Genomic DNA, 21446 nt, shown 5'->3' with positions numbered 1-21446 from the left:
AATTACCTCCTTGCTGCTGTTGTATGCCTACTTACTTTAGCTATTATACACTCTTTCTTTTCAGCAGCCGAAATCTTTACTTTCCTATAATAGCAGATTCCTCTCGAAAAGGAAAGCTTGGACTCTAAATGATGCAGATTTCACAATTTTTTCACCATTTTTTTATGAAATTCGTTCATAATTTATGCATTTTTGACATTTTTTAAAAAATCTGGTAAAATAGTGTGGAATTATTTTGAAAGGAAAGAATACGTATGAAGATTATCAAACGTCTCCTCCCGGTTCTCTTCTCATTACTGTTGGTACTGGCTCTGTCTATGCTCTGTGGCTGCTCCCGTACAGACAGCTCAGATGCAGAAGAAGTACTCAAAAGTGAACTGGATCAACTGAAAAATCTGGATTCTGATACTACCCAAAAATATATTTCCTATACTGAGATGTTTCCGGATGCAACAGAAAATACCAAACTGTCCGACGAAATACAGAATGTATTTTCTCTTTTCTTCCAGCAATTTGATTATAAAATTCTGGATGTCAGCGTCGACGAAGATAAAAAAAATGCCCAGGCTTCTCTTGAGCTTACCACCATTGATGCAAAATCTCTTGCAACAGATTTTGCAGCAGAACTGCTCAGAACCAAAATCACAGAAGCTGCCCAGGCAAAAGCAGGAAATATTAAAGATTCCTCCAAATCTCTGGAAGGTCATTATCTGATACTGAATCAGCTCCTCACAAATAATAAGTATGATTCAGCAGTAACAGATTCTACCATTCAACTGACCAATAAAGGTGACGGTAAAAAAGAGAAATGGGAGATCAGACGGAATTATTCCCTGGAAAATGATCTTGTCGGCGGTCTCATGGTCTATCTGTCAGATCCCGATATTCTTTCTCCTGAAGATACTCTGACCGTATACTTCAATACACTGAAAAAAATGAATCTCGAAGAAATGAGCTCTTATCTTGGCGTTGTAGATATAATGAATACCTCTGATTCTGTAAAGAATTCTATCGCGGAAGCACTTGTAGAACAGGTACATAAGAATTTTAATTTCAAAATTAAGACAAGCAGCGTCAATGGCTATAATGCTACTGTCACTACGGAAATCACAACTTTTGACAGCAATGCCATTCTCAGCGATTATCAGCACAGTCTGGATGATTATCTTGCATCTCCGGATTCCGTCATTGACGGATCGCAGAAGCGATATGATAAATCTCTGGATCTGCTTTTGAAAAGCATTGAGAGCAACACTGCCTCTGCTACCTCCGATGTGGATTTCGTCCTGATCAATGATGGTACTTCATGGAAATTGCAGGACGAAGGACGCACTCTGGGAGATGCGATTTTTGGCACTCTGACCACCTCACCCTTAGATGATTCTTCTGATTCAGAATCATAATCCCAAAAAACAATAATAAAAATGGTTTCATAAACAAGCTCGTCCAAGTTTATGAAACCATTTTTTATGATACAGAAATCTTTTCTCACATACCAGTAATAATCTTAATAAACAGAAGTGCCAGTACCACAAGAATAATCGGGCGCACAATTTTACTCCCATTTTTCATTACCATTCCAGACCCTACATAATGTCCTGCAATTGAAAAAGCAGAAGCTGCAAGTCCCAGAAGAATTACAATTTTACCACTAAATAAAAATACGGCAAGAGCCATTACATTGGAGGAAAGATTTGCAAGCTTCATAGTCCCCGAAGCTTTTGATACCGGAAGTTTTGCCACCCCTGTATAAAGAATCAGAAGAAATGTGCCGGTTCCAGGTCCATAAAATCCATCATAACACCCCACTGCCAAAGAACACGCAGCACACAGAAGCCATTGTTTTCTTCTGGAAATGTCAGTCTGAATATCTTCTTCCAGATTTTTCTTTTTCAAAACATAAAAAGCCACAATGGGAAGTATGGGAATCAACATCCATTTCAGAAGTTTGTCACTTGCTGTCAACGCCAGGTGTGCCCCTACAAAAGAGCCCAATAGCGCCATGGAAATGCAGGGCAATGCCAATCCCCAGTCTACAAATTTGTTTTTGCACAGACGAACTGTGGAAATTGCTGTACCTGTTGCAGAAGACAGCTTATTAGTTGCTATGGCATTGTGCATGGGAACTCCCGCAAGCAAATATGCAGGCAGGGAGATCAAACCTCCGCCGCCTGCAATAGAATCTACAAATCCTGCCAAAAAAACCATGGGGCATACAATCAAAAAACACGAAATTGTAAGTGTCATTTTCAGTTTTCGTCTTCCTCCGGTCTTACCTCCAGATCCAGTTCTTTAAGCTGTGCTTCACTTACCACACTCGGTGACTGAGTCATCAGACAGGAAGCATCCTTTACCTTCGGGAATGCAATTACATCACGGATACTGTCAACCTTTGCCATAAGCATAACCAGACGATCCAGTCCATAAGCCAGTCCTGCGTGAGGCGGAACTCCATATTTGAATGCATCCAGAAGGAATCCAAACTGCTCATAAGCTTCTTCTTTGGTGAATCCAAGTTCTTTAAACATTCTTTCCTGAATGTCATCCTGATGAATACGAACACTTCCACCACCAATCTCATTACCATTAAGAACAATATCATAAGCTTTTGCGCGAACCTTACCCGGATCTGTATCCAGTAATGGAAGATCCTCTTCCATCAACATTGTAAATGGATGATGCATTGCTGTAAAACGGTTCTCTTCCTCACTCCACTCAAGAAGCGGGAACTCTGTTACCCATACAAAACGATACTCATTCTTATCCAGAAGATCCATCTGTTTCGCAAGCTCCAGACGAAGGGCACCCAGTACATCATAAACCAGCTTCTTTTTATCTGCGGCAAAGAGAAGAAGGTCTCCCGGTTTTCCGTCCATAGCAGCAACCAACGCATCCATCTCTCCCTCTGTCATGAATTTTGCAAAAGAAGATTTTCTTGTGCCATCTTCCGCAATGGCAATATATGCAAGGCCTTTGGCACCGTATCCTTTAGCAAATTCAACCAGCTTATCAATCTTTTTACGTGGCATAGCGCCCTGTCCTTCTGCATTGATACCACGGACACTTCCACCATTCTCCAGCGCAGAGGTAAATACACTGAAACCACAATTTCTAACTACGTCACTTACATCATGAAGTTCCATGCCAAAACGCATATCCGGTTTATCAGATCCAAATCTGTCCATAGCCTCCTGCCAGGTAATACGCTGAATCGGAAGTTTTACTTCAACATCCAGAACTTCTTTAAACAGATACGCCAGGAATCTCTCATTTACATCAATAACATCATCCACATCTACAAAAGAAAGTTCCATATCGATCTGTGTAAATTCAGGCTGTCTGTCCGCACGGAGATCCTCATCACGGAAGCATCTTGCTATCTGAATGTATCGGTCATATCCGGAACACATCAGAAGCTGTTTGTAAAGCTGCGGAGACTGAGGCAGTCCATAGAAATGTCCCGGATGAACTCTGGACGGCACCAGATAATCTCTGGCTCCCTCAGGAGTACTCTTTCCAAGCATAGGAGTTTCAATTTCCATGAATCCCTCTTTTGCAAAAAACTGTCTGGTAAGCATCATTACTTTGCTCTTCAGCATAATATTTTTCTGAATATCAGGTCTTCTCAAATCCAGATAACGATATTTCAGTCTGATCTCATCTTTTGTCTTGCAGTTCTCTTCAATTGGAAATGGCGGAACTTCTGCTTCTGACAATATACGAAGAGAGTTTACACGAAGCTCAATCTCACCTGTTGCCAGATTTTTATTAACAGCACCGCCTCTTTCTTCTACAACACCGGTAACTGCAATTACAAATTCGCTACGAAGTTTTCCTGCTTTTGCAAATCCATCTGCATCAATGCTGCCATTCTCAAAAATCAACTGCATGATTCCTGAACGGTCTCTTAAATCCACAAAAATAATGCCGCCTTTATCACGGGCTTTCTGAACCCATCCCATAAGAACGATTTCTTTGCCCTTCATTTCTTTTGTCACTTCTGCACATCGGCATGTTCTGTGCAGTCCCTGCATACTTTCTGCCATGGTTTTTCCTCTTTTCCTGATTTTATAATTTATAAATAATTGTTCAGTAGGCTTACATTTTATCTCTGAAAAATTCTACAAATTCTGTATATCCTTCAGCATTCATCTGATCCTTCTGGAATTTTTTGTTTTTCTTCATAATCGAAATATTAACCTGTGTTCCGGCATTTCTTTCTTCTCTGGCCTGTTCCAGAATCTTCAGAAGCTTATCTGCAGGCATATTTTTCTCGATAAGATATGCTTTCTTTCCATTTTTTGTAGGAATCTGGTAATCTCTCTCCAGAAGCAGCATAACGATTCTCTCAAATCCGATAGAAAATCCACAGGCAGAAGTATTGTTGCCTGTAAATTTACCGATCATCTCATCATAACGTCCGCCGCCGCCAACGCTACCGCCAAACTCATCCATGGAAATTTCAAAAATCGGACCTGTATAATAAGACATTCCACGAACCAGTGTGGGATCAAATGCCATTTTAAAGTCTGCTGATTTTACAGATTCCACTGTAGTGATAATTGTTTCCAGATCCTCTGCAACCTTTGGATCCAGTACATCCTTTAATTTATCTTTGCAAAAACGCACGCCCTGAATATCTGAAGTAATTTCCTGGAACATGCCCAGATAAGTATCAATACAATCCTTTGCAAACCCTTCTTTTTCCAGTTCCTCTGCCACACCTTCCAGACCGATCTTGTCCATTTTGTCCAGAATGATAAATACTGTGTCAAAGCTCTCCTGTGGGAATCCACTGTACTGTGCCATTGCTTTCAGGATCTTTCTGTCATTGATACGAATTGTAAAATTATGAAAATCCAGTTTTCCCAGCAGCGTAGTGGTTGCAAGTACCAGTTCAATTTCTGCCAGATAAGTAGGCTCTCCCAGAATATCAATATCACACTGCATAAACTGACGGAAACGTCCTCTCTGAGGTCTGTCCGCCCTCCATACATTTCCCATCTGAAGTGCCTTAAAAGGAGCAGGAAGCTCATTGGCATTATTGGAATAATATCTGGAAAGCGGAACAGTTAAATCATAACGAAGACCTGAATCCACCAGATCCGCCTCTGATTCTGCCTTATCCAGCTTCAGCTTTTCTCCACGTTTTAATATCTTGAAAATAAGCTTTTCATTCTCGCCACCCTGTTTACTGCAAAGATTCTCAATATGCTCTACACATGGGGTCTCAATTGCAGAAAATCCAAATGTTCCATAAGTCTCACGAATCATGTTCATCACATAATTCCTGATTTCCATCTCTCTTGGTAAAATATCCTTCATACCGGTTACCGGTTTCTTCTTTAATGCCATTTTTTCCTCCTCTTATCCTGTCAGGCTTTCTCTTTATGAACAACTCTCTGGAATGCCAGAAAAACCTGCATATCAAAATTTTTCACTTCATCAATCATCAGTTCCATCACAGTCCCCATATCAAACCCTTTTCTGTAAGGCCTGTCAGAGGTCAAAGCTGCATATACATCACAGACTCTGAGGATTCGGGCTCCTATAGGAATTTCCTTCCCAGCTTTATTGGAAGGGTAACCGCTGCCATCATAATTCTCATGATGATACAGGATACTTTGCAGAACAAAGTCCGAATACCCCTGTCCCTTTAGTTCCTCATATCCCAGTGTGGAATGCATCCGTACATATTTCAGTTCCTCAATAACCAGCGGATCGCTTTCCTGTCCATTAATATACCCTGTAAGTTTCAGTTTGCCAATATCATGAAGCATTCCGGCAATGGCAAGCTGATAACACTGGTCATGGGGCAATCCCAATTCTTCTGCCACTGCATAAGCCAGATTGCTAACTACTACTCCATGATGCAGTTCTTCAGAAAGATCAAATTCAAGAATACGCTTTTCTGATCCAGATGTCGTCTTCAGTGCTGCATTCAAAACCTTACCTCCAAATACTTAAAGCCATTTATCAACTGCTGTCCGTTTTCTTTGGATCATCTCATCAATACGGGAAATATAATTGGAAACATCCTTTACATTTTCCACTCGTTCAATTCTTTTTCCATGATCAAAAACCAACTTTGAGGATCCTCCTGCTCCAAGAGCAATGATCGGCTGTTTTTCCTCCATAATCAGTATATTGTAAATTCCGGCTTTGTCAACCTTTGCATAGCCAACATTTTCGAAATTTCCCTTCATATTTTTCTGTCTGTACAGATAATATGGTCCCATTCCCATCTCGTATGCAGTTTTCATGGTCAGATCCATGATCTCCTGATTATTCTCAAAGGACATTTCCTGATATTTTTCTTTGAAAATATTCAGGCGGGCAGCACGTTTTACAGCCAGCGAATGAACCGTCATACTATCCGGTGCAAGCTCCTGTATCTGCTCAAGTGTACGCTCAACCATAGAAATATCTTCCCCCGGAAGTCCCACGATCAGATCCATATTGATATTATCATATCCCAGTTCCCTTGCCAGATAAAAAGCCTCCCTTGTCTGTTCTACTGTATGGCGTCTGCCTATGAGGTCCAGGGTTTCCTGATTCATTGTCTGGGGATTTACAGAAATCCTGGTTACCGGATACTCCCGGATTGCCTGAAGCTTCTCCCTGGTAATACTGTCCGGTCTTCCGGCCTCAATTGTAAATTCAGCAAGGCCCTCATATCCAAACGCCTCTCCTAACGTATCCAGAAGCTTACGCAGCTGATGGGGCAGAAGCGTTGTTGGAGTTCCCCCACCGATATAGATTGTGTCCAATTTTCTATCCCGCATTAGAAATGCTGTTTCCCTGATTTCTTTACAGAGTGCCTCTACATATTCGTCCGTTCTCTTTTCCCACACTTTCAAAGGATAGGAACTGAAAGAGCAATACAGACAAATACTTGGACAGAAGGGGATTCCTATATAGAGACTATAACCATTCTCATAATCAATATCCTTTAAAATCTCCCTCTCTCTGTTTGCAATTGTAACAGCAAGGGCAGTTTTTTCCGGACTGACTAAATATTTCTCCCGCATTTCCCGGGCAGCCTCGGTGTTCTTCATCCCGGACTCAATCATTCCCATTGCCAGCTTTGCCGGCCGGATTCCTGTAAGATTTCCCCAGGGAAGAATACGCCCGGTCAGTTTAACCAGAAGCTGATACAACGCATATTTCAACGCATCCTTATTCTCTTTTCGCAAAGCATGAGGATCTTTTACAGTCAGTTTATCTTCTCCTATCACATCTGCCGAAGCAACACCTTTTCTTTCTGTAAAACCTGCTGTTACATTCTCCCTGCGATCATAGCTTATTTTATATGTTCCATTCTCCCGTTCCACACGGAAGCGGAGGTCATACTCTCCTGCTTCCGCTTCATCATATAGAGTATGTATCTCCGCTTCGGGATAAAATGCTTTTATCAGTTCATAAACATCATGCTCAAATTCTCTGTCCAGAAATAAAATATCTATTTTATACAAATGGATTATACCTCTTTTCATAACCAATAGTAGTAGATACATCATGTCCGGGATAAACCTCAGTCTCTTCCGGAAGTGAATCCAGAAGCTTATGCAGACTTCTCACAATATCCGAAGCACTGCCTCCCGGAAAATCAGTTCTCCCAACAGAGCCACAGAATAAGGTATCTCCGCTAAATAAGACACCTTCATCCTTCAGATAATAGCAGCAGCTTCCTTTAGTATGTCCGGGAGTATGAATTATCTGTATCGAAAAACCAGATGTCCGGAATACATCCAGGTCATCCAAAAAAACATCCGGCACTATTGAACAACTTTTTTCGTAGTGACAGGTCATATTCATAACGGGTTCTCTCAGCATCTCTTCTTCCTGACGACAGGCATAGACCGGAATATGGTATTTTTCTTTTACTGCTTCCACAGCTGTAATATGGTCAAAATGTCCATGAGTCAGAAGAATTGCCACAGGCTTCCCGTCCATCTGCATAACCATCTGTTCAATCTTTTCCGGACAGTCTGCCGGATCAATAATGATCATCTCACCGGTTACTTTATTTTTCAGGAAATAACAGTTTGTATAAACCGGTCCCAGAATACACTTCTGTAATTCTAAATTATTCATATACTTCCTTTCTCAGATAACACGATCAGTCTCACTACTCGTTCATAACCAAATCAACCGGTAGTTCTCTCTACATCAATAACACTTTCCACCTGACGGATTTTCTCAATAAGGGATCTCAGTTCCTCTTTGCTGGAAATTTCAAAGCTCATGGAAATCGTTGCCTTCTCCTGCTTATTGGTCCGGCTGTTAATACTGCGAAGATCAATCTTGCGTTCTGTAAAGATCTTTGACAGATCCACCAACAGACCTGTTCGGTTATTTGCATAAACCTGGATTCCAGCCATATATTTCTCCACTGCTTTCACATCAGGCTGCTGCCATTCTGCCTCAATCAGCCGTGTACGGTCAATCTCTGACATGTTCAATACATTTACACAATCTGTACGGTGAATAGTGATTCCGCGTCCTCTGGTAACAAATCCAACAATCTCATCTCCCGGAATAGGATTACAGCACTTGGAAAAACGAACTGCCACATCATGGATTCCCTTCACCACAATGCCGCTCTTGCTCTTGGCAATATGAAGCTTTTCCTGTCCTTCAGCAGCTTCAAGAACCTGCTCATCTGTAAGATTCTTCTTGTTCTCCTTATCATAAGCTTCTACCAGTTTATTGAAAACCTGGCCTTCCTTCAAGCCACCATGACCAATAGCCGCCAGCACAGAATCCCAGTCACGAAATCCATATTTACGCATCACTGCCTCAAGATATTGCGTTTTTGTATAAGAAGTAATTTTAAATCCCTTGGCTTTTGCATACTGGGTAAGCATCTCCTTACCCTTCAGGATATTATCTTCCTTCAGTTCCTTTTTGAACCACTGATTAATCTTGTTTTTCGCCTGAGTACTCTTGACCAGTTTCAGCCAGTCACGGCTGGGTCCCTGGGAATTCTGTGAAGTAATAATCTCAATACGGTCACCATTCTTGATCTGATATTCAATAGGAACCAGTTTACCATTCACCCTGGCACCTACCATTTTATTACCTACCGCACTATGAACACTGTAGGCAAAATCTACAGGTGTGGAACCACTTGGCAGAGTTTTCACATCTCCTAACGGAGTAAAGCAATATACATTGTCTGCAAAAAGATCCAGGTCATTCTTCAGAAGACTCATAAATTCCTTATTATCAGACATATCTCTCTGCCACTCCAGGATCTGTCTCAGCCAGTTCAGCTTTTCCTCCTCGCTCTTGCCGACAGGCGCTTTGCCATCAGAAGATTCTTTATATTTCCAGTGAGCTGCAATACCGTATTCTGCAGTCTTATGCATCTCAAAGGTACGGATCTGGATTTCAAAAGGCTGACCGTTGGGACCAATCAATGTAGTGTGTAAAGACTGATACATATTTGGCTTTGGCATTGCAATATAGTCTTTAAACCTGCCGGGGATCGGCTTATACATTTCATGAATCACACCTAAAGCCGCATAGCAGTCCTTAACTGTATCCACCAGAATACGGACTGCAAACAAATCATAAATCTGATCAATGGTTTTGTCCTGATTGACCATCTTTTTATATATACTGAAGAAATGCTTTACACGACCATCTACCTGAGCCTTAATGTTCGCATCTTCCATATGTTGTTTGACTTCTTTTACAATAGCACCAACAAACTTTTCCCTCTCACTCTTTCGCAGAGCAACCTTTTTTACCAGATCATAATAAACATCCGGCTTCAGATATTTGAGAGAAAGATCATCCAGTTCTACCTTGATCTTGGAAATACCAAGACGCATGGCAATGGGCGCATAAATATCCATCGTCTCTCTGGCTTTCTCCTGCTGCTTCTCCGGTCTCATATACTGAAGCGTACGCATATTATGGAGACGATCCGCAAGCTTGATAAGAATTACACGTATATCCTTAGCCATGGCCAGAAACATTTTACGAAGGTTCTCTGCCTGCACTTCTACCTTATCTGCAGAATAAGACAGCTGTCCCAGCTTGGTAACACCATCAACCAGAAGTGCCACCTCTGAGCCAAATTCCTTTTCAACCTCCTCATAAGTCATCCATGTATCCTCTACTGCATCATGGAGAAGACCTGCAACAATTGTTTCTTTATCCAACTCCAGATCCGCCAGGATAATCGCCACACATAACGGATGGATAATATAAGGTTCCCCAGACTTACGTTTCTGATCTTTGTGAGCCTCACTGGCAACCTTATAAGCTTTTTCTATCATAGAAATATCAGTGGAAGGATGATACTTCAGCACACTGTTTATCAGCTCTCTGTACAGTACTTCCGGACTTGTAAAATCATGCATGGATTTTACAGCAGCATCTGCCCTCTTTACAGATTCAAGCTTCTCCTGTTCTGTCTGTATACCATCTTTTTTTTCTTCTGTATTTTTTATTGTCTCTGCCATCTGTATCACCTGCCTGTCCCGCACAACCAGCTGTGCTTATTTGCCTTCATAACAAATCACGGATTCTACATCATATCCCTTAAGTCTTTCCCGTCCATGCAAACCGGCCAGCTCCATAAGGAATATCACTTTTACAACTTCGCCACCCAGCTCCTCTACAAGCTTTATGGCAGCTTCAATGGTTCCGCCTGTAGCAATCAGATCATCCACAATTGCCACTTTCTGTCCCGGTTTGATGGAATCCTTATGCATTTCAATGGTAGCGCTGCCGTATTCAAGATCATAACTTGCAGATACAGTCTCACGAGGAAGTTTGCCTTTTTTACGAATAGGTACAAATGGTTTATGAAGATTATACGCAATAGGCACACCAAAGATAAAACCTCTGGATTCTGCTCCTGCGATCACATCTACATCCACATCCTTCAGGAATTCCTGCATGGAATTAATTGCAAGCTGAAGCCCCTCTGCATCCTGCAGAACACTTGTGATATCTCTGAAAATAATTCCCGGTTCCGGGAAATCCGGTATACTTCTAACGTACTCTTCAATTTTCTTCATCTTAATTTTCCTCCAGAAATTTACAATGTAAACTCATAAATAATTTATAGTATAGCATCTTTTCATTACAGAATCAATCCTTTGAAAAAAACTGCACTAGCAATAATTCTGAATGACAATCTGAATATCTTCTCTTCCTCTGAACTGATTGATTTCCGGATAATAAGTAACAGAAACAGATGACCGGTCTTTGATAAAACGTACAAATTCATCTGCTTCCCCAAAATAGACTCCATCCATCACCGTCCCCTGAGGATCCATCAGTCTGACCTTCGCCACATTTCTGTTTCGTCCTACCACAACCGCGTCCAGAACCTTTAAGCCTTTCTGAGCAAATAATGGTTTTGTATTCCCTTTTCCAAAGGGTTCCAGAAGGGCAATCTGTCTGATCAGGTTTTTAGTGATGTAAGAAATTGGCATAGGCACATCAATTACAATTTTAGGTTGTAAGTCTTCTTCTGTAAGTGAACAGTTCTGATTCAGTCTTCTGCGGAATTTTTCTATATTTTTTTCTTCTATGGAAAGCCCCGCAGCCATAGGATGCCCCCCAAACTGGATCAGCAGATCTGCGCATCTGACAAGCTCCTCATACATGGAATAAGCTTCAATGGACCGTCCGCTTCCCTTGGCACTGTTTTCTCCCTTCGTCAGTACAAAAGTCGGTTTATGATATTTTTCTCTGATTCTACCGGCAATTATTCCGGCAATGCTTTCATGGCAATCCGGAAGATAGATTACCAGAACTCTGTCGTTTTTCAAATCTGTATTTTCCACCTGATGGATAGCCGCTTCTTTTCCTTCTTCCGTCAGAGATTTTCGGCTCTGATTCAGCGCAGTCAGGTCCCCGGCCAGTTTTGCGGCCTCGTCCTGGTTTTCAGCATTCAGTAGTGCCAGCGAACGGGCAGCTGTATCCAGCCTTCCACTTGCATTAATACAGGGACCCAGGACAAACCCCACATGATAGGCTGTAATTTTTGAATCCTCCAGACCATTGACTCTTATCAATTCCCGTAATCCTGGATTTCCGGTATTTTTTAGACGTTTCAGTCCTTCTTTGACTAGGATTCGGTTTTCTCCCTGAAGATCCATAACATCTCCCACTGTCGCGATAGCTGCCAGTTCATAATAGTCCTCCAGCTCCTCACCGGGAACGCAAAATTCTTCATAAAGAGCAGAAATCAGCTTAAATGCAACTACTGCTCCGCACAGATTTTTGCCTGGATATGGGCAATCCTGCTGCTTAGGATTCAAAATAGCATCTGCAGGCGGAAGAATAATTTCCCGCCCATTTTCCGTCTCTTTATAAGGTATTTCATGATGATCTGTCACAATTACTGTCATGCCTTTTTCCTTTGCAAGCTGAATCTCAGAAACTGCTGCTATTCCATTGTCACAGGTCAGAATCGTATCAACTTTATCCTCTTCTGCCCTGTTTATCAGATGCTCATGAATACCATAGCCATCTGCCACTCTGTCCGGAATATATGTATCTACATCAGCGCCAATTCTTATCAGTCCTCTTAACAGGACATATGTGGACATCACACCATCAATGTCATAATCTCCAATAATCCTTATCTTTGCTTTCTCAGATACTTTCTCTTTAATAATTTTCACTGCCTTTTTCATATCTTTCATAAGCCAGGGAGAGGGAATATCCTTTATTGACCCTTTTAAATACATTCGGATATTATCTTGTCCTGTCACATCACGGTTTCTGATCAGTCTGGCTATTACCGGATCAATTTCAAATTCCTGTCCTATAGAATTAAAATCCGCCCTTTTCGCAGCCACCACCCATTTTTCCATTTTGCATCTCCTGTTTTCATCATAATCTCATCCTATTCTACCGCACAAAAAAGATTCTGTCACGTGCATCTATTATTTTTCCATAATAAAAAAAGACTGTTGTCATAAGCAGCTTTTTATGACAGCTGCTCATGCTCAACAGTCTTCTTATTATTAATTCATTTTTTATTTCTCATCCTCAGTCTTATTCTGAGCTGCTTCCTGTGCAGCCAGACGCTCAGCTACTCTTTTTCTGTTTTTCTTTTTCGGCTGAGCAGGATCCTTCTGGGATACATCTCTTGTTTTCTTCCGAACAGAGGAGGTACCAGAAGTTTTTCCTGTAGCTGCCATTGTAACAGCCGGCTGACCTTTTCTTTTAACATTCTTCTTCATTACCAGCCACAGAGCTCCGGTTACACAAACAGAAGAATAAGCACCTACCAAAATACCAACCATTAACGGTGCAGCAAATTCACGGATAGAAGAAACACCCATGATATAAAGAACTGCTACCATAACAAAGGTAGTAAAGGAAGTGTAAATACTTCTGGTCAGTGTCTGGGTAATACTTGAATTAACAACCTCTTCAATGTTATCAATTCTACGGCTTCCATGCATATTCTCACGGATACGGTCAAAGATAACAATAGTCGCATTGATAGAATAACCTACAATCGTCAGCATGCAGGCAATAAACGTATTACCTACAGATATTCTGGCAATGGCATAGAACGCAAGTACCACCAGAACGTCATGGAGAAGGGCAAGAACTGCGCTGCTGGCAAAACGAATATCCTTAAATCTGAACCAAATATAAAGAAGCATGCAGATTGTTGCAACAACCACAGCTACGATTGCATCCTGACGCATCTCTTTACTTACTGTAGAGGAAATGCTCTCTGTGGAAATAGTATTCTCATCCACTCCAAATTTTTCAACCAGGGCATTCTGTAAAGCTTCACGTTCTTCCTGAGTCAGGGAACGTGTTTTGATCACCACCTGATTGGTTCCCACAACCTTAGTAGGCTGTACATTCTTATCACCGGTCACTTCTTCAACAACCGGAGTCACCTCTGAATCAATGGTTTTAATATCCATATCTTCATTAAATGTAACTGTTGTCGAAGTACCACCTGAAAACTCAAGGCTATAATTCAATGCTTTATTACCTGCCTGAGAGTTGATCAGCATTGCAGCAGGACCACTCAAAATCAGGATAATAGAAACAATAAAAAATACCTTTCTTTTTCCCACAAAATTAATTGCTTTACGCTCTTTGGTGCTTCCATAGAACTTAGGATCATGTATACCCACTGCATACAGTGCATTCACAATCAGTCTGGATACAACCAGTGATGTGAACATTGAAATAACAATACCAAGTGCCAGGGTATAAGCAAATCCCTTAACTGTACCTGAGCCCAGCCACATTAATACAAAAGCTGCGATCAATGTTGTAATATTTCCATCAAAGATAGCGGAAAAAGCTTTGCTGAAACCAGCTTTGATAGCGCTCCGCACAGAAACGCCTGCACCGATTTCCTCTCGGATTCGGGCATAAATAATAACGTTGGCGTCTACCGCCATACCAATACCCAAAATAATACCTGCAATACCCGGAAGCGTCAGGGTAATGTCAAAAGCATTCAGTGTGATCAGCATCAGGACTGTATAAAGAATCAATGCAATTCCTGCAACAATACCCGGAACACGATATGCAATAATCATAAACAGAATTACGATTATAAGTCCTATGGCACCTGCCATAACACTGGTAGAAATTGCTTCCTCACCAAGCTGTGCAGCTACCACGCTGGAACGGAGTTCCTCAAGTTCAAGGCTAAGAGAACCGATACGGATATAAGAAGCAAGATTCTGCGCTTCTTCCAGATCCTTCATACCACTGATCTGTGCTTTTCCACCGGAAATCTGCTCATTTACATTTGGAGCACTTACAACCTGATTATCATAAATAATGGCAATCTGTTTGCCTACGTTTTCTTTGGTTGCCTCAGAGAATTTTTCTTTTCCACTATTCTTACCGTCAGAAGTAAGTGTCAGGCTGACTACATATTCCTTGGCACTAGTACTCTGATTCTGAATAGCTCCACCCTCTGCGTCAGCTACATCACTACCTTCCAGAACAACACAGCCGGACTCCTTGATCTCATCCATGCTTCTTGCAAGTACATAACCATTCTGTCCTGTGGTAAAGTTCTGATTGCCGTCTGCATCCTCCTGTGTGATGAAATATAATGATCCAGGTTTACCCAGGTCATTCAGAATTGCATCTGCATCTGTTACGCCAGGAATTTCAACAGTGATTCTGTCAGAGCCCTCCTGATATACCTGTGCTTCTGTACTGTACTGCTCTACACGCTTCTGCAGCTTATAGATAGTATCTGACATTTCCTCTTTGGTAGGGTTGCTCTTCTTGGTCTGATAGGTAATGCTGACACCACCGGAAAGATCCAGACCTGTGTTAATATGTTTTGCTGCGCCGGTTCCAGTAGGACCGATACCTACGGCTGCAGTAAAGCAAAAGAACACTGTCAGAATCACCGTAAGAAGCAGCACTACGATTCCTCTACTTTTTTTCATAGTTCTTTTCCCTTCTTGATTTATTTAGGCTGTCATCTGATCACTCACATGCCAGAGCAGCTTTTATCATGATAGCGCACTCCACACGCTTTCTCTGGAGCTCACATCCGATTGCATAATTACCTTTGATGTCTCCCTGGAAATGATAAGCATTGGCAGCACATCCGCCGCTACAGTAAAAACGTGCAAAGCAATCTTTACAATCCTTTTTTGTATAAACATTGCAGCCGCCAAATTCTTTCTGGATTTCCGGTTTTGTAATACCCTCATCCACATTCCCCATAAGATATTCTTCTTCTCCCACAAACTGATGACAGGGATAAAGATCTCCCCAAGGAGTTACTGCCAGATATTCAGTACCTGATCCGCAGCCTGAAAGTCTCTTATAAACGCAGGGACCACCGGTAAGATCAATCATAAAATGGAAAAAGTTAAAGCCTTTTCCTTCTTTTTCTCTCCTGATCATTTCTTTTGCCAATGCATCATATTCAGCCATGATCTGCGGAATATCCTCCTCACGGATTGCATATTCCTCTGTATCTGCCGCAACTACAGGTTCCACAGAAATCTGTTCAAACCCAAGATCTGCCAGATGAAGCACATCCTTTGAAAAATCCAGATTATGATGAGTAAAGGTACCTCTCACATAATACTTCTCCTGGTTACGGGACTCGGCAAATTTCTGAAATTTCGGGATAATGAGATCATAGCTTCCCGCGCCTTTACGGAAAGGACGCATATAATCATGAATCTCCTTACGTCCATCCACGCTAAGTACCACATTCGCCATCTCTTTATTGCAAAATTCCATAATTTCATCATTCAGTAATACACCATTGGTAGTAAGGGTAAAACGGAAATTCTTGTTATGGATTTTCTCCTGTTCACGGCCATATTTTACAAGGTCTTTTACAACCTGCCAGTTCATCAGCGGCTCTCCGCCAAAGAAATCCACTTCCAGATTTCTCCTGGAGCCTGAATTGGCAATAAGGAAGTCCAAAGCTTTCTTACCAATTTCAAAGGACATCAGTGCTCTTCTTCCGTGATATTCCCCTTCCTCGGCAAAACAATAACGACAGGCCAGGTTGCAGTCATGAGCAATGTGCAGGCACAATGCTTTTACAACGGTCTGCCGGTTATTGGAAAATTCTTCAATTGCATTTTCATAGACATCCCGGGTAAAAAGCATTCCATCTTCCTTCAGCTTATTACACTCTTTTACGGATGTCTCAATATCTTCTTTTTTATACTGGCCTCCCAGTTTCTCAACAATAGCATCTGATGAAAGTCCTTCCTCCAGATAAGGCAGCACTTCATATGTAACATCATCCACAAGATGAATGCATCCGCTATTTATATCCAGCACAATATTAAAGCCATTGCTTTTGTAACGATGAATCAGACTCATTTCTAACTAAATCCTTTCTAAGCGTAAGATAAGCAGCGAAGTAATCTACTCCGCTGCTTATCTCTTTTATGCCACAGCATATAAGAGAAGCTGCCGGTGGCAGGTTCTCTGTATCCACAGCTGATCTTATTTATGCTCGCAGCTCTGGTTTCCTACTGTACAGGAAGTTTTACATGCGGACTGGCAGGAAGTCTGACACTCACCGCATCCACCTTTTTTTACTGTGTTCTGTAAATTCTTTGTATTCAGGGTTTTGATATGTTCCATCACTCTATCCTCCTTATGTAATTATATTCTTGGCATAGTATACCATAATTTTATAAATTATGAAAGCTTTTTTTTACGACAGCATTCCTCCCAGAGTTCCACCACCAATACACATACAAAAAGTGGTCACGGCATGAACAACTCTCATATCCAAACGTCGTTTTACTGCAAAAGAAACAATGAGAAGCAAAAGAAAATATGCCAAACCTGTGAGCATTCCCCAGAAAGCTCTGTTTTCCCGCAAGAATCTTCCGGTCATAAGTCCGCCCATAAAGCAAACGAAAATGCAAATCAAAATAATACCCACATCTACAGCCGTCTCTCCCAGTTTAAAAACATATAGAAAAAAAGCTAACAGTAATAAACCCACACCTGTAAGCGCATATGCAAACAACAGTGAGCTCAAAATATTTCTCATCTTCATAAGCTTCCCCCAACTTTACGAATATATTTTACAGATTTCTTTTTTAAAGCTCTATAAAATATTATGAGGAGATTTCTTATGGTATTCTGCTTATTTCTTTTTCTTTTTCAGGAAAACAACTGCGCCAATAATAACCGCCGCTGCCACAATCAGCACAGCAAAGGGCATGATTGTTGTTGTATCACCTGTCTCTACCGCATGATCAGATTTGGAAGAGTTGATATCTGCCTGTTTTTCATCAGATGTGGCATTGCCATTGGAATTCTCACTGACCGCTCCTGCATTATCAGAATTCTGCGCAGAAGTTTCTGTTTTCTGTGCAGATGGCATAACAGTTACTGTAGAATCAGCAACAGGCGCAGTCTCTGCATTGCCACTGTCATCAGGTCCAACCAGCTGCTTGCTTCCTGCAATGCCAAAGGGACTGAAAGAATGAGTACTGAATACCATAGTATCATTTTCCACAGTAGGAATAATTGATTCTGTAGCCCCATTGTCCAGCAAATGCTCAATGGTATACTCATATCCGGCTTTCACCGGTACCGTCACACTGATATACTCTCCATTAGGAATCTCATACTCAGTATTATTCTGCAAATCCCAAAGTTCAAACTCAAAGGATTGAAAAATCATTGCATCTGTTTCATTTGTAAACTGGTAGCTGTCCCCACTGGAAACTCTGAACTGCACATACCAGGGCAGATTAATACCACTTACCGTAATTCCGTCACAGGTGTGGTTTACCTGGGCACGCGCTTCTTTTTCCTCTTCAGTAAGATTATCCTCGGCCTCTGCAGGACGGTCGTCCTCCTGATCCGGTTTCACAGGATTATCAAAAATATTATCCTCTGTTTTTTCATCTTCTGCCGGAGTTTCCTCAGGCTCCAGTTCTCCCTCTATTTCTTCTGGTTTTTCTGTTTCCTCTTCAGTTTCTTCTCCCTCTTTTTCCGGAGCTTCTGGTTCTTCCGGTTCCGGAGTTACTGAAAGTTCTGTATCCGGCGTTTCTGCCGGTGGCACTTCATCCTTCTGGCCGTCTTTAAGTTCCTCTTTATCCTGTTTCTGATCTTCTTCTTTTTTGTTATTGTTTTTATTATCTTCTTTATCAGTCTCTGAATCCAGCTTCTGCGTTGGCTGAATATTTTCAGGTGTCACTGTGGGCTCCGTCTGATTGTCTGCACTGTTATCCTTCACATCGTCCCTATCTTCCTCCGGGTCATTGACAATCACATTAATATATCCTATAACTCCGCCGGCTTCTGAATCCCATCCCTGTACCTGACTCAGATCACGTCCCTCTGCCGGCTTCAGAATCACCTTACAGGATTCTACACGATTGGAGGGAACATAGCTTCCATCCAGCCACTCCAGAGAACCATATTCATTTCCCGGAAGACTGATATCTGCCAGCTGAACTGGTTTGTCTATGGTAATATTATCTGGAATCATACTGGAAACAGAAGTCTCCTGTGCAGCACCGGCTGAAGCCGCACCTGCTGAAACCTGTCCTCCCACTAATACTGCAGACATAGCTGCAACAGCAAGAAATCCTGCTTTTTTTCCGGTTAACATGTAATTTTTTTTCATTTTTTTATTTCTATTAGACATTCTGCACCTCTGTATTCTTAAACAAATCTATTTGTATTTATCAATTTTATATAACACGATGATATCGTACGTTTTTATATTATCAAATCTTTATTCTTTTGTAAAGAATCTGTAACATTATTTTTCACTTTTTGTCGAATGCATTATAGCACAAATCCATCTTTTTAAACACCCCCTTTTCTATTTTTATTCTTGATTTTCCATAAAAAATACGGTATATTTTCTGTCAAACACATAATGTTTAATATAAGAAGGAGTGACACCACTTTGGATTCAAGTACTATTTTCCAATTAACTGCAGTTATTATCCTTATTTTACTTTCTGCATTCTTTTCTTCTGCAGAAACCGCCATGACTACTGTCAATAAAATAAGGGTACAATCTCTTGCCTCTCAAGGAGATAAACGAGCTATAATCCTGGAGAAAATCATTTCCAATTCTCCCAAAATGCTCAGCACAATCCTTATCGGCAACAATATTGTAAATATGTCCGTTTCTGCCTTGATGACCACACTCACTATTCAGCTTTTCGGAAATGCATATGTAGGTATTGCTACCGGAATCCTGACACTGCTAATTCTGATCTTCGGAGAGATCACCCCAAAGAATCTGGCCACAATTCATGCAGAGAAGCTGGCACTTTCCTACTCACGGATTATATATTTCCTGATTGTCCTTCTCACGCCAGCCGCATTTATTATTACAAAAATAACCTCCGGTGTGTTGGCTCTTCTTCACATTGATCCCAATACACGGGTAAATGTAATGACCGAGCATGAACTCCGTACCCTTGTCAACGTAGGTCAGGAGGAAGGTGTGATTGAAAATGAAGAAAAGAAGATGATTTATAATGTTTTTGATTTTGGAGATTCTGCAGCCAGAGATGTAATGATTCCACGTATAGATATGACTTTTGTCAATGTAGACTCTACTTATGAAGAACTTATGGAAATATTCCGGGAAGTCATGCATACTCGCTTTCCTGTTTATGAAGATAATACGGATAATGTAATCGGAATCATTAACATGAAAGACCTCCTTGTCTATCCAAAGGATCAGACATTTTCCATACGAAAGATTCTCCGCGAACCTTATTTTACTTACGAATATAAGGCAACTGCCGATCTTATGATCGAAATGCGGAAAGCATCCGTAAATCTTGCTATTGTCCTGGATGAATACGGTGCCACTACCGGTCTGGTCACACTGGAAGACCTTCTGGAAGAAATCGTAGGCGAAATCCGTGATGAATACGATGAAGATGAGGTTGAAGATATCAAAGAAATTCAGCCTGGCAGGGAATATGTAGTTCAGGGCTCCGCAAAGCTTGATGATATTAATGAGGCTTTGGGAACACAGCTGGAATCCGAAGATTATGATTCCATCGGTGGATATATCATTGAACAGCTGGACAGTCTCCCCTCTGAGGGTCAATCCGTCACTCTGGAAAACGGAACCCGTCTGGTTGTTGATCTTCTTGACAAAAACAGAATTGAACTTGTTCATATCTGGCTTCCCGAAAAGTCAGAGAATACAAACAGTGAACATGACTAAACATCTGTTTTTCTGAATATTTTAGGCTCTGGCATTTGCCAGAGCCCTTTTTATGCAAGCATCAATGAAAACTGTTTCATAATTCTGTTTATTTCTCCTGTAACAGCCTCTATCCCTTCCTCTGTTTTTCTCCAGTTTTCCCTTGTAATCCCATCTGCGTCCACAGGTACTACAAAGAATTCAGTATCCGGAAATAACAGTTGATAATACATCAGTGACCTTCTGCTATGATAAGATTTACAACACAAAATTGCTTTTTTTATCTTAAGTCCCACCTTATCTGCAACCTGTCTGGAAAAAATAGCATTTTCATAAGTAAAGGTAGCCATATCTTCTTTCAAAATACATTCTGACGGCACACCATTTTTAATCAGAACCTGTTGAAGAAACTCCCATTCCGTTTCATAATTCCCATTATAAACATCCTGTTTTGCCATAACACCTGAAAATTTCTGATTCACCACACTATATCGGCCACTGGGCAAAACAAAATCTGCCAGTCCCTGTTTATAAAGCTGTGCTGCCCTTTCTGCCATCTGAGGATACCCGTTTCCAGGTACAAAAATAATATCTGCTTTCTGTGGTATATTTTCAGCAAAAATAAATTCTTCCACATCAGCCAGAAATTGTGGGTATGTATCTTTTATCATAATTATTCTATTCTTCTTTCATAGTTTAATTTGTCTATACCAGGATAAAAAGATATTTTTGTCTTTCTAACCTGGTATAGATTCTATCATATTATCAAAGTCTTGTCTTT

At 41.1% G+C, this 21446-nt stretch carries 17 protein-coding genes; 2 read left to right on the top strand and 15 right to left on the bottom strand.

Annotated features, from left to right (window positions below):
- The first annotated feature begins 254 nt into the window (after positions 1-254).
- Complete coding sequence (locus ACTNC6_RS13155; protein WP_019162125.1) at positions 255-1403, top strand: hypothetical protein; 1149 nt, start codon at positions 255-257, stop codon at positions 1401-1403.
- Positions 1404-1488: 85 nt separating this feature from the next.
- On the opposite strand, the gene ACTNC6_RS13150 is transcribed toward ACTNC6_RS13155, so the two are convergent.
- From ACTNC6_RS13150 to ACTNC6_RS13085, 14 genes are all read right to left on the bottom strand, one after another.
- Positions 1489-2247 carry a sulfite exporter TauE/SafE family protein gene (locus ACTNC6_RS13150; protein ID WP_173742467.1) on the bottom strand — a complete coding sequence of 253 codons (759 nt, stop codon included), beginning with the start codon at positions 2245-2247 and terminating at the stop codon, positions 1489-1491.
- Positions 2248-2249: 2 nt separating this feature from the next.
- Positions 2250-4046: an aspartate--tRNA ligase gene (aspS, locus tag ACTNC6_RS13145; protein WP_441035723.1), complete on the bottom strand. Its 1797-nt coding sequence runs from the start codon at positions 4044-4046 to the stop codon at positions 2250-2252.
- 52 nt (positions 4047-4098) lie between these two features.
- Positions 4099-5355: a histidine--tRNA ligase gene (gene hisS, locus ACTNC6_RS13140; RefSeq protein ID WP_019162128.1), complete on the bottom strand. Its 1257-nt coding sequence runs from the start codon at positions 5353-5355 to the stop codon at positions 4099-4101.
- 20 nt (positions 5356-5375) lie between these two features.
- On the bottom strand, positions 5376-5945 hold the full coding sequence (locus tag ACTNC6_RS13135; RefSeq protein WP_441035725.1) for an HD-GYP domain-containing protein: 570 nt from the start codon (positions 5943-5945) through the stop codon (positions 5376-5378).
- Positions 5946-5963: 18 nt separating this feature from the next.
- Positions 5964-7496 carry a coproporphyrinogen dehydrogenase HemZ gene (gene hemZ, locus ACTNC6_RS13130; RefSeq protein WP_441044314.1) on the bottom strand — a complete coding sequence of 511 codons (1533 nt, stop codon included), beginning with the start codon at positions 7494-7496 and terminating at the stop codon, positions 5964-5966.
- Entirely contained in the window at positions 7468-8097 is a 630-nt protein-coding gene (locus ACTNC6_RS13125; protein ID WP_441044312.1) for an MBL fold metallo-hydrolase, read from the bottom strand. The genes hemZ and ACTNC6_RS13125 overlap by 29 nt, the downstream gene beginning before the upstream one ends.
- 53 nt (positions 8098-8150) lie before the next feature.
- The gene (locus ACTNC6_RS13120) at positions 8151-10478 is read right to left on the bottom strand and encodes a RelA/SpoT family protein (protein ID WP_441035731.1); all 2328 of its coding nucleotides are present in this window, start codon (positions 10476-10478) and stop codon (positions 8151-8153) included.
- 36 nt (positions 10479-10514) lie between these two features.
- On the bottom strand, positions 10515-11039 hold the full coding sequence (locus tag ACTNC6_RS13115) for an adenine phosphoribosyltransferase (RefSeq protein WP_441035733.1): 525 nt from the start codon (positions 11037-11039) through the stop codon (positions 10515-10517).
- Between the two features lie 96 nt (positions 11040-11135).
- Positions 11136-12848, bottom strand: a complete 1713-nt coding sequence (gene recJ / locus ACTNC6_RS13110) for a single-stranded-DNA-specific exonuclease RecJ (RefSeq protein WP_441044311.1) — start codon at positions 12846-12848, stop codon at positions 11136-11138.
- Positions 12849-13013: 165 nt separating this feature from the next.
- Positions 13014-15428 (bottom strand): protein translocase subunit SecD, encoded by a 2415-nt coding sequence (gene secD, locus ACTNC6_RS13105; RefSeq protein ID WP_441044309.1) that lies wholly within the window; start codon positions 15426-15428, stop codon positions 13014-13016.
- A 40-nt stretch (positions 15429-15468) separates the two neighbouring features.
- The gene (gene scfB, locus ACTNC6_RS13100; RefSeq protein ID WP_441035738.1) at positions 15469-16836 is read right to left on the bottom strand and encodes a thioether cross-link-forming SCIFF peptide maturase; all 1368 of its coding nucleotides are present in this window, start codon (positions 16834-16836) and stop codon (positions 15469-15471) included.
- 126 nt (positions 16837-16962) lie between these two features.
- Positions 16963-17103, bottom strand: a complete 141-nt coding sequence (scfA, locus tag ACTNC6_RS13095; RefSeq protein ID WP_015524633.1) for a six-cysteine ranthipeptide SCIFF — start codon at positions 17101-17103, stop codon at positions 16963-16965.
- Between the two features lie 73 nt (positions 17104-17176).
- Positions 17177-17521, bottom strand: a complete 345-nt coding sequence (locus ACTNC6_RS13090; protein ID WP_441044308.1) for a TIGR04086 family membrane protein — start codon at positions 17519-17521, stop codon at positions 17177-17179.
- A 96-nt stretch (positions 17522-17617) separates the two neighbouring features.
- Positions 17618-19132, bottom strand: coding sequence for a hypothetical protein (locus ACTNC6_RS13085; protein ID WP_441044307.1), 1515 nt, complete (start codon positions 19130-19132; stop codon positions 17618-17620).
- A gap of 267 nt (positions 19133-19399) precedes the next feature.
- Here ACTNC6_RS13085 and ACTNC6_RS13080 point away from each other — a divergent pair, with 267 nt between their 5' ends.
- Positions 19400-20686: an HlyC/CorC family transporter gene (locus ACTNC6_RS13080; RefSeq protein WP_441035742.1), complete on the top strand. Its 1287-nt coding sequence runs from the start codon at positions 19400-19402 to the stop codon at positions 20684-20686.
- A gap of 50 nt (positions 20687-20736) precedes the next feature.
- Here ACTNC6_RS13080 and ACTNC6_RS13075 read toward each other — a convergent pair whose 3' ends face one another.
- Entirely contained in the window at positions 20737-21336 is a 600-nt protein-coding gene (locus ACTNC6_RS13075; protein WP_173742458.1) for a YdcF family protein, read from the bottom strand.
- Positions 21337-21446 lie beyond the last annotated feature (110 nt).

The organism is Blautia sp. HCP3S3_C4, from assembly GCF_052064095.1.
Lineage (GTDB): Bacteria > Bacillota > Clostridia > Lachnospirales > Lachnospiraceae > Blautia_A.
This window is presented reverse-complemented; position numbering and strand designations above follow the sequence as displayed.

Bases quoted from the DNA above. Each gene is read 5' to 3' on its own strand.
- ACTNC6_RS13155 (WP_019162125.1), top strand. From the start codon at position 255: ATGAAGATTATCAAACGTCTCCTCCCGGTTCTCTTCTCATTACTGTTG.
- ACTNC6_RS13150 (WP_173742467.1), bottom strand. From the start codon at position 2,247: ATGACACTTACAATTTCGTGTTTTTTGATTGTATGCCCCATGGTTTTT.
- aspS (WP_441035723.1), bottom strand. From the start codon at position 4,046: ATGGCAGAAAGTATGCAGGGACTGCACAGAACATGCCGATGTGCAGAA.
- hisS (WP_019162128.1), bottom strand. From the start codon at position 5,355: ATGGCATTAAAGAAGAAACCGGTAACCGGTATGAAGGATATTTTACCA.
- hemZ (WP_441044314.1), bottom strand. From the start codon at position 7,496: ATGAAAAGAGGTATAATCCATTTGTATAAAATAGATATTTTATTTCTG.
- ACTNC6_RS13125 (WP_441044312.1), bottom strand. From the start codon at position 8,097: ATGAATAATTTAGAATTACAGAAGTGTATTCTGGGACCGGTTTATACA.
- ACTNC6_RS13120 (WP_441035731.1), bottom strand. From the start codon at position 10,478: ATGGCAGAGACAATAAAAAATACAGAAGAAAAAAAAGATGGTATACAG.
- ACTNC6_RS13115 (WP_441035733.1), bottom strand. From the start codon at position 11,039: ATGAAGAAAATTGAAGAGTACGTTAGAAGTATACCGGATTTCCCGGAA.
- recJ (WP_441044311.1), bottom strand. From the start codon at position 12,848: ATGGAAAAATGGGTGGTGGCTGCGAAAAGGGCGGATTTTAATTCTATA.
- secD (WP_441044309.1), bottom strand. From the start codon at position 15,428: ATGAAAAAAAGTAGAGGAATCGTAGTGCTGCTTCTTACGGTGATTCTG.
- scfB (WP_441035738.1), bottom strand. From the start codon at position 16,836: ATGAGTCTGATTCATCGTTACAAAAGCAATGGCTTTAATATTGTGCTG.
- scfA (WP_015524633.1), bottom strand. From the start codon at position 17,103: ATGGAACATATCAAAACCCTGAATACAAAGAATTTACAGAACACAGTA.
- ACTNC6_RS13090 (WP_441044308.1), bottom strand. From the start codon at position 17,521: ATGAGAAATATTTTGAGCTCACTGTTGTTTGCATATGCGCTTACAGGT.
- ACTNC6_RS13085 (WP_441044307.1), bottom strand. From the start codon at position 19,132: ATGTCTAATAGAAATAAAAAAATGAAAAAAAATTACATGTTAACCGGA.
- ACTNC6_RS13075 (WP_173742458.1), bottom strand. From the start codon at position 21,336: ATGATAAAAGATACATACCCACAATTTCTGGCTGATGTGGAAGAATTT.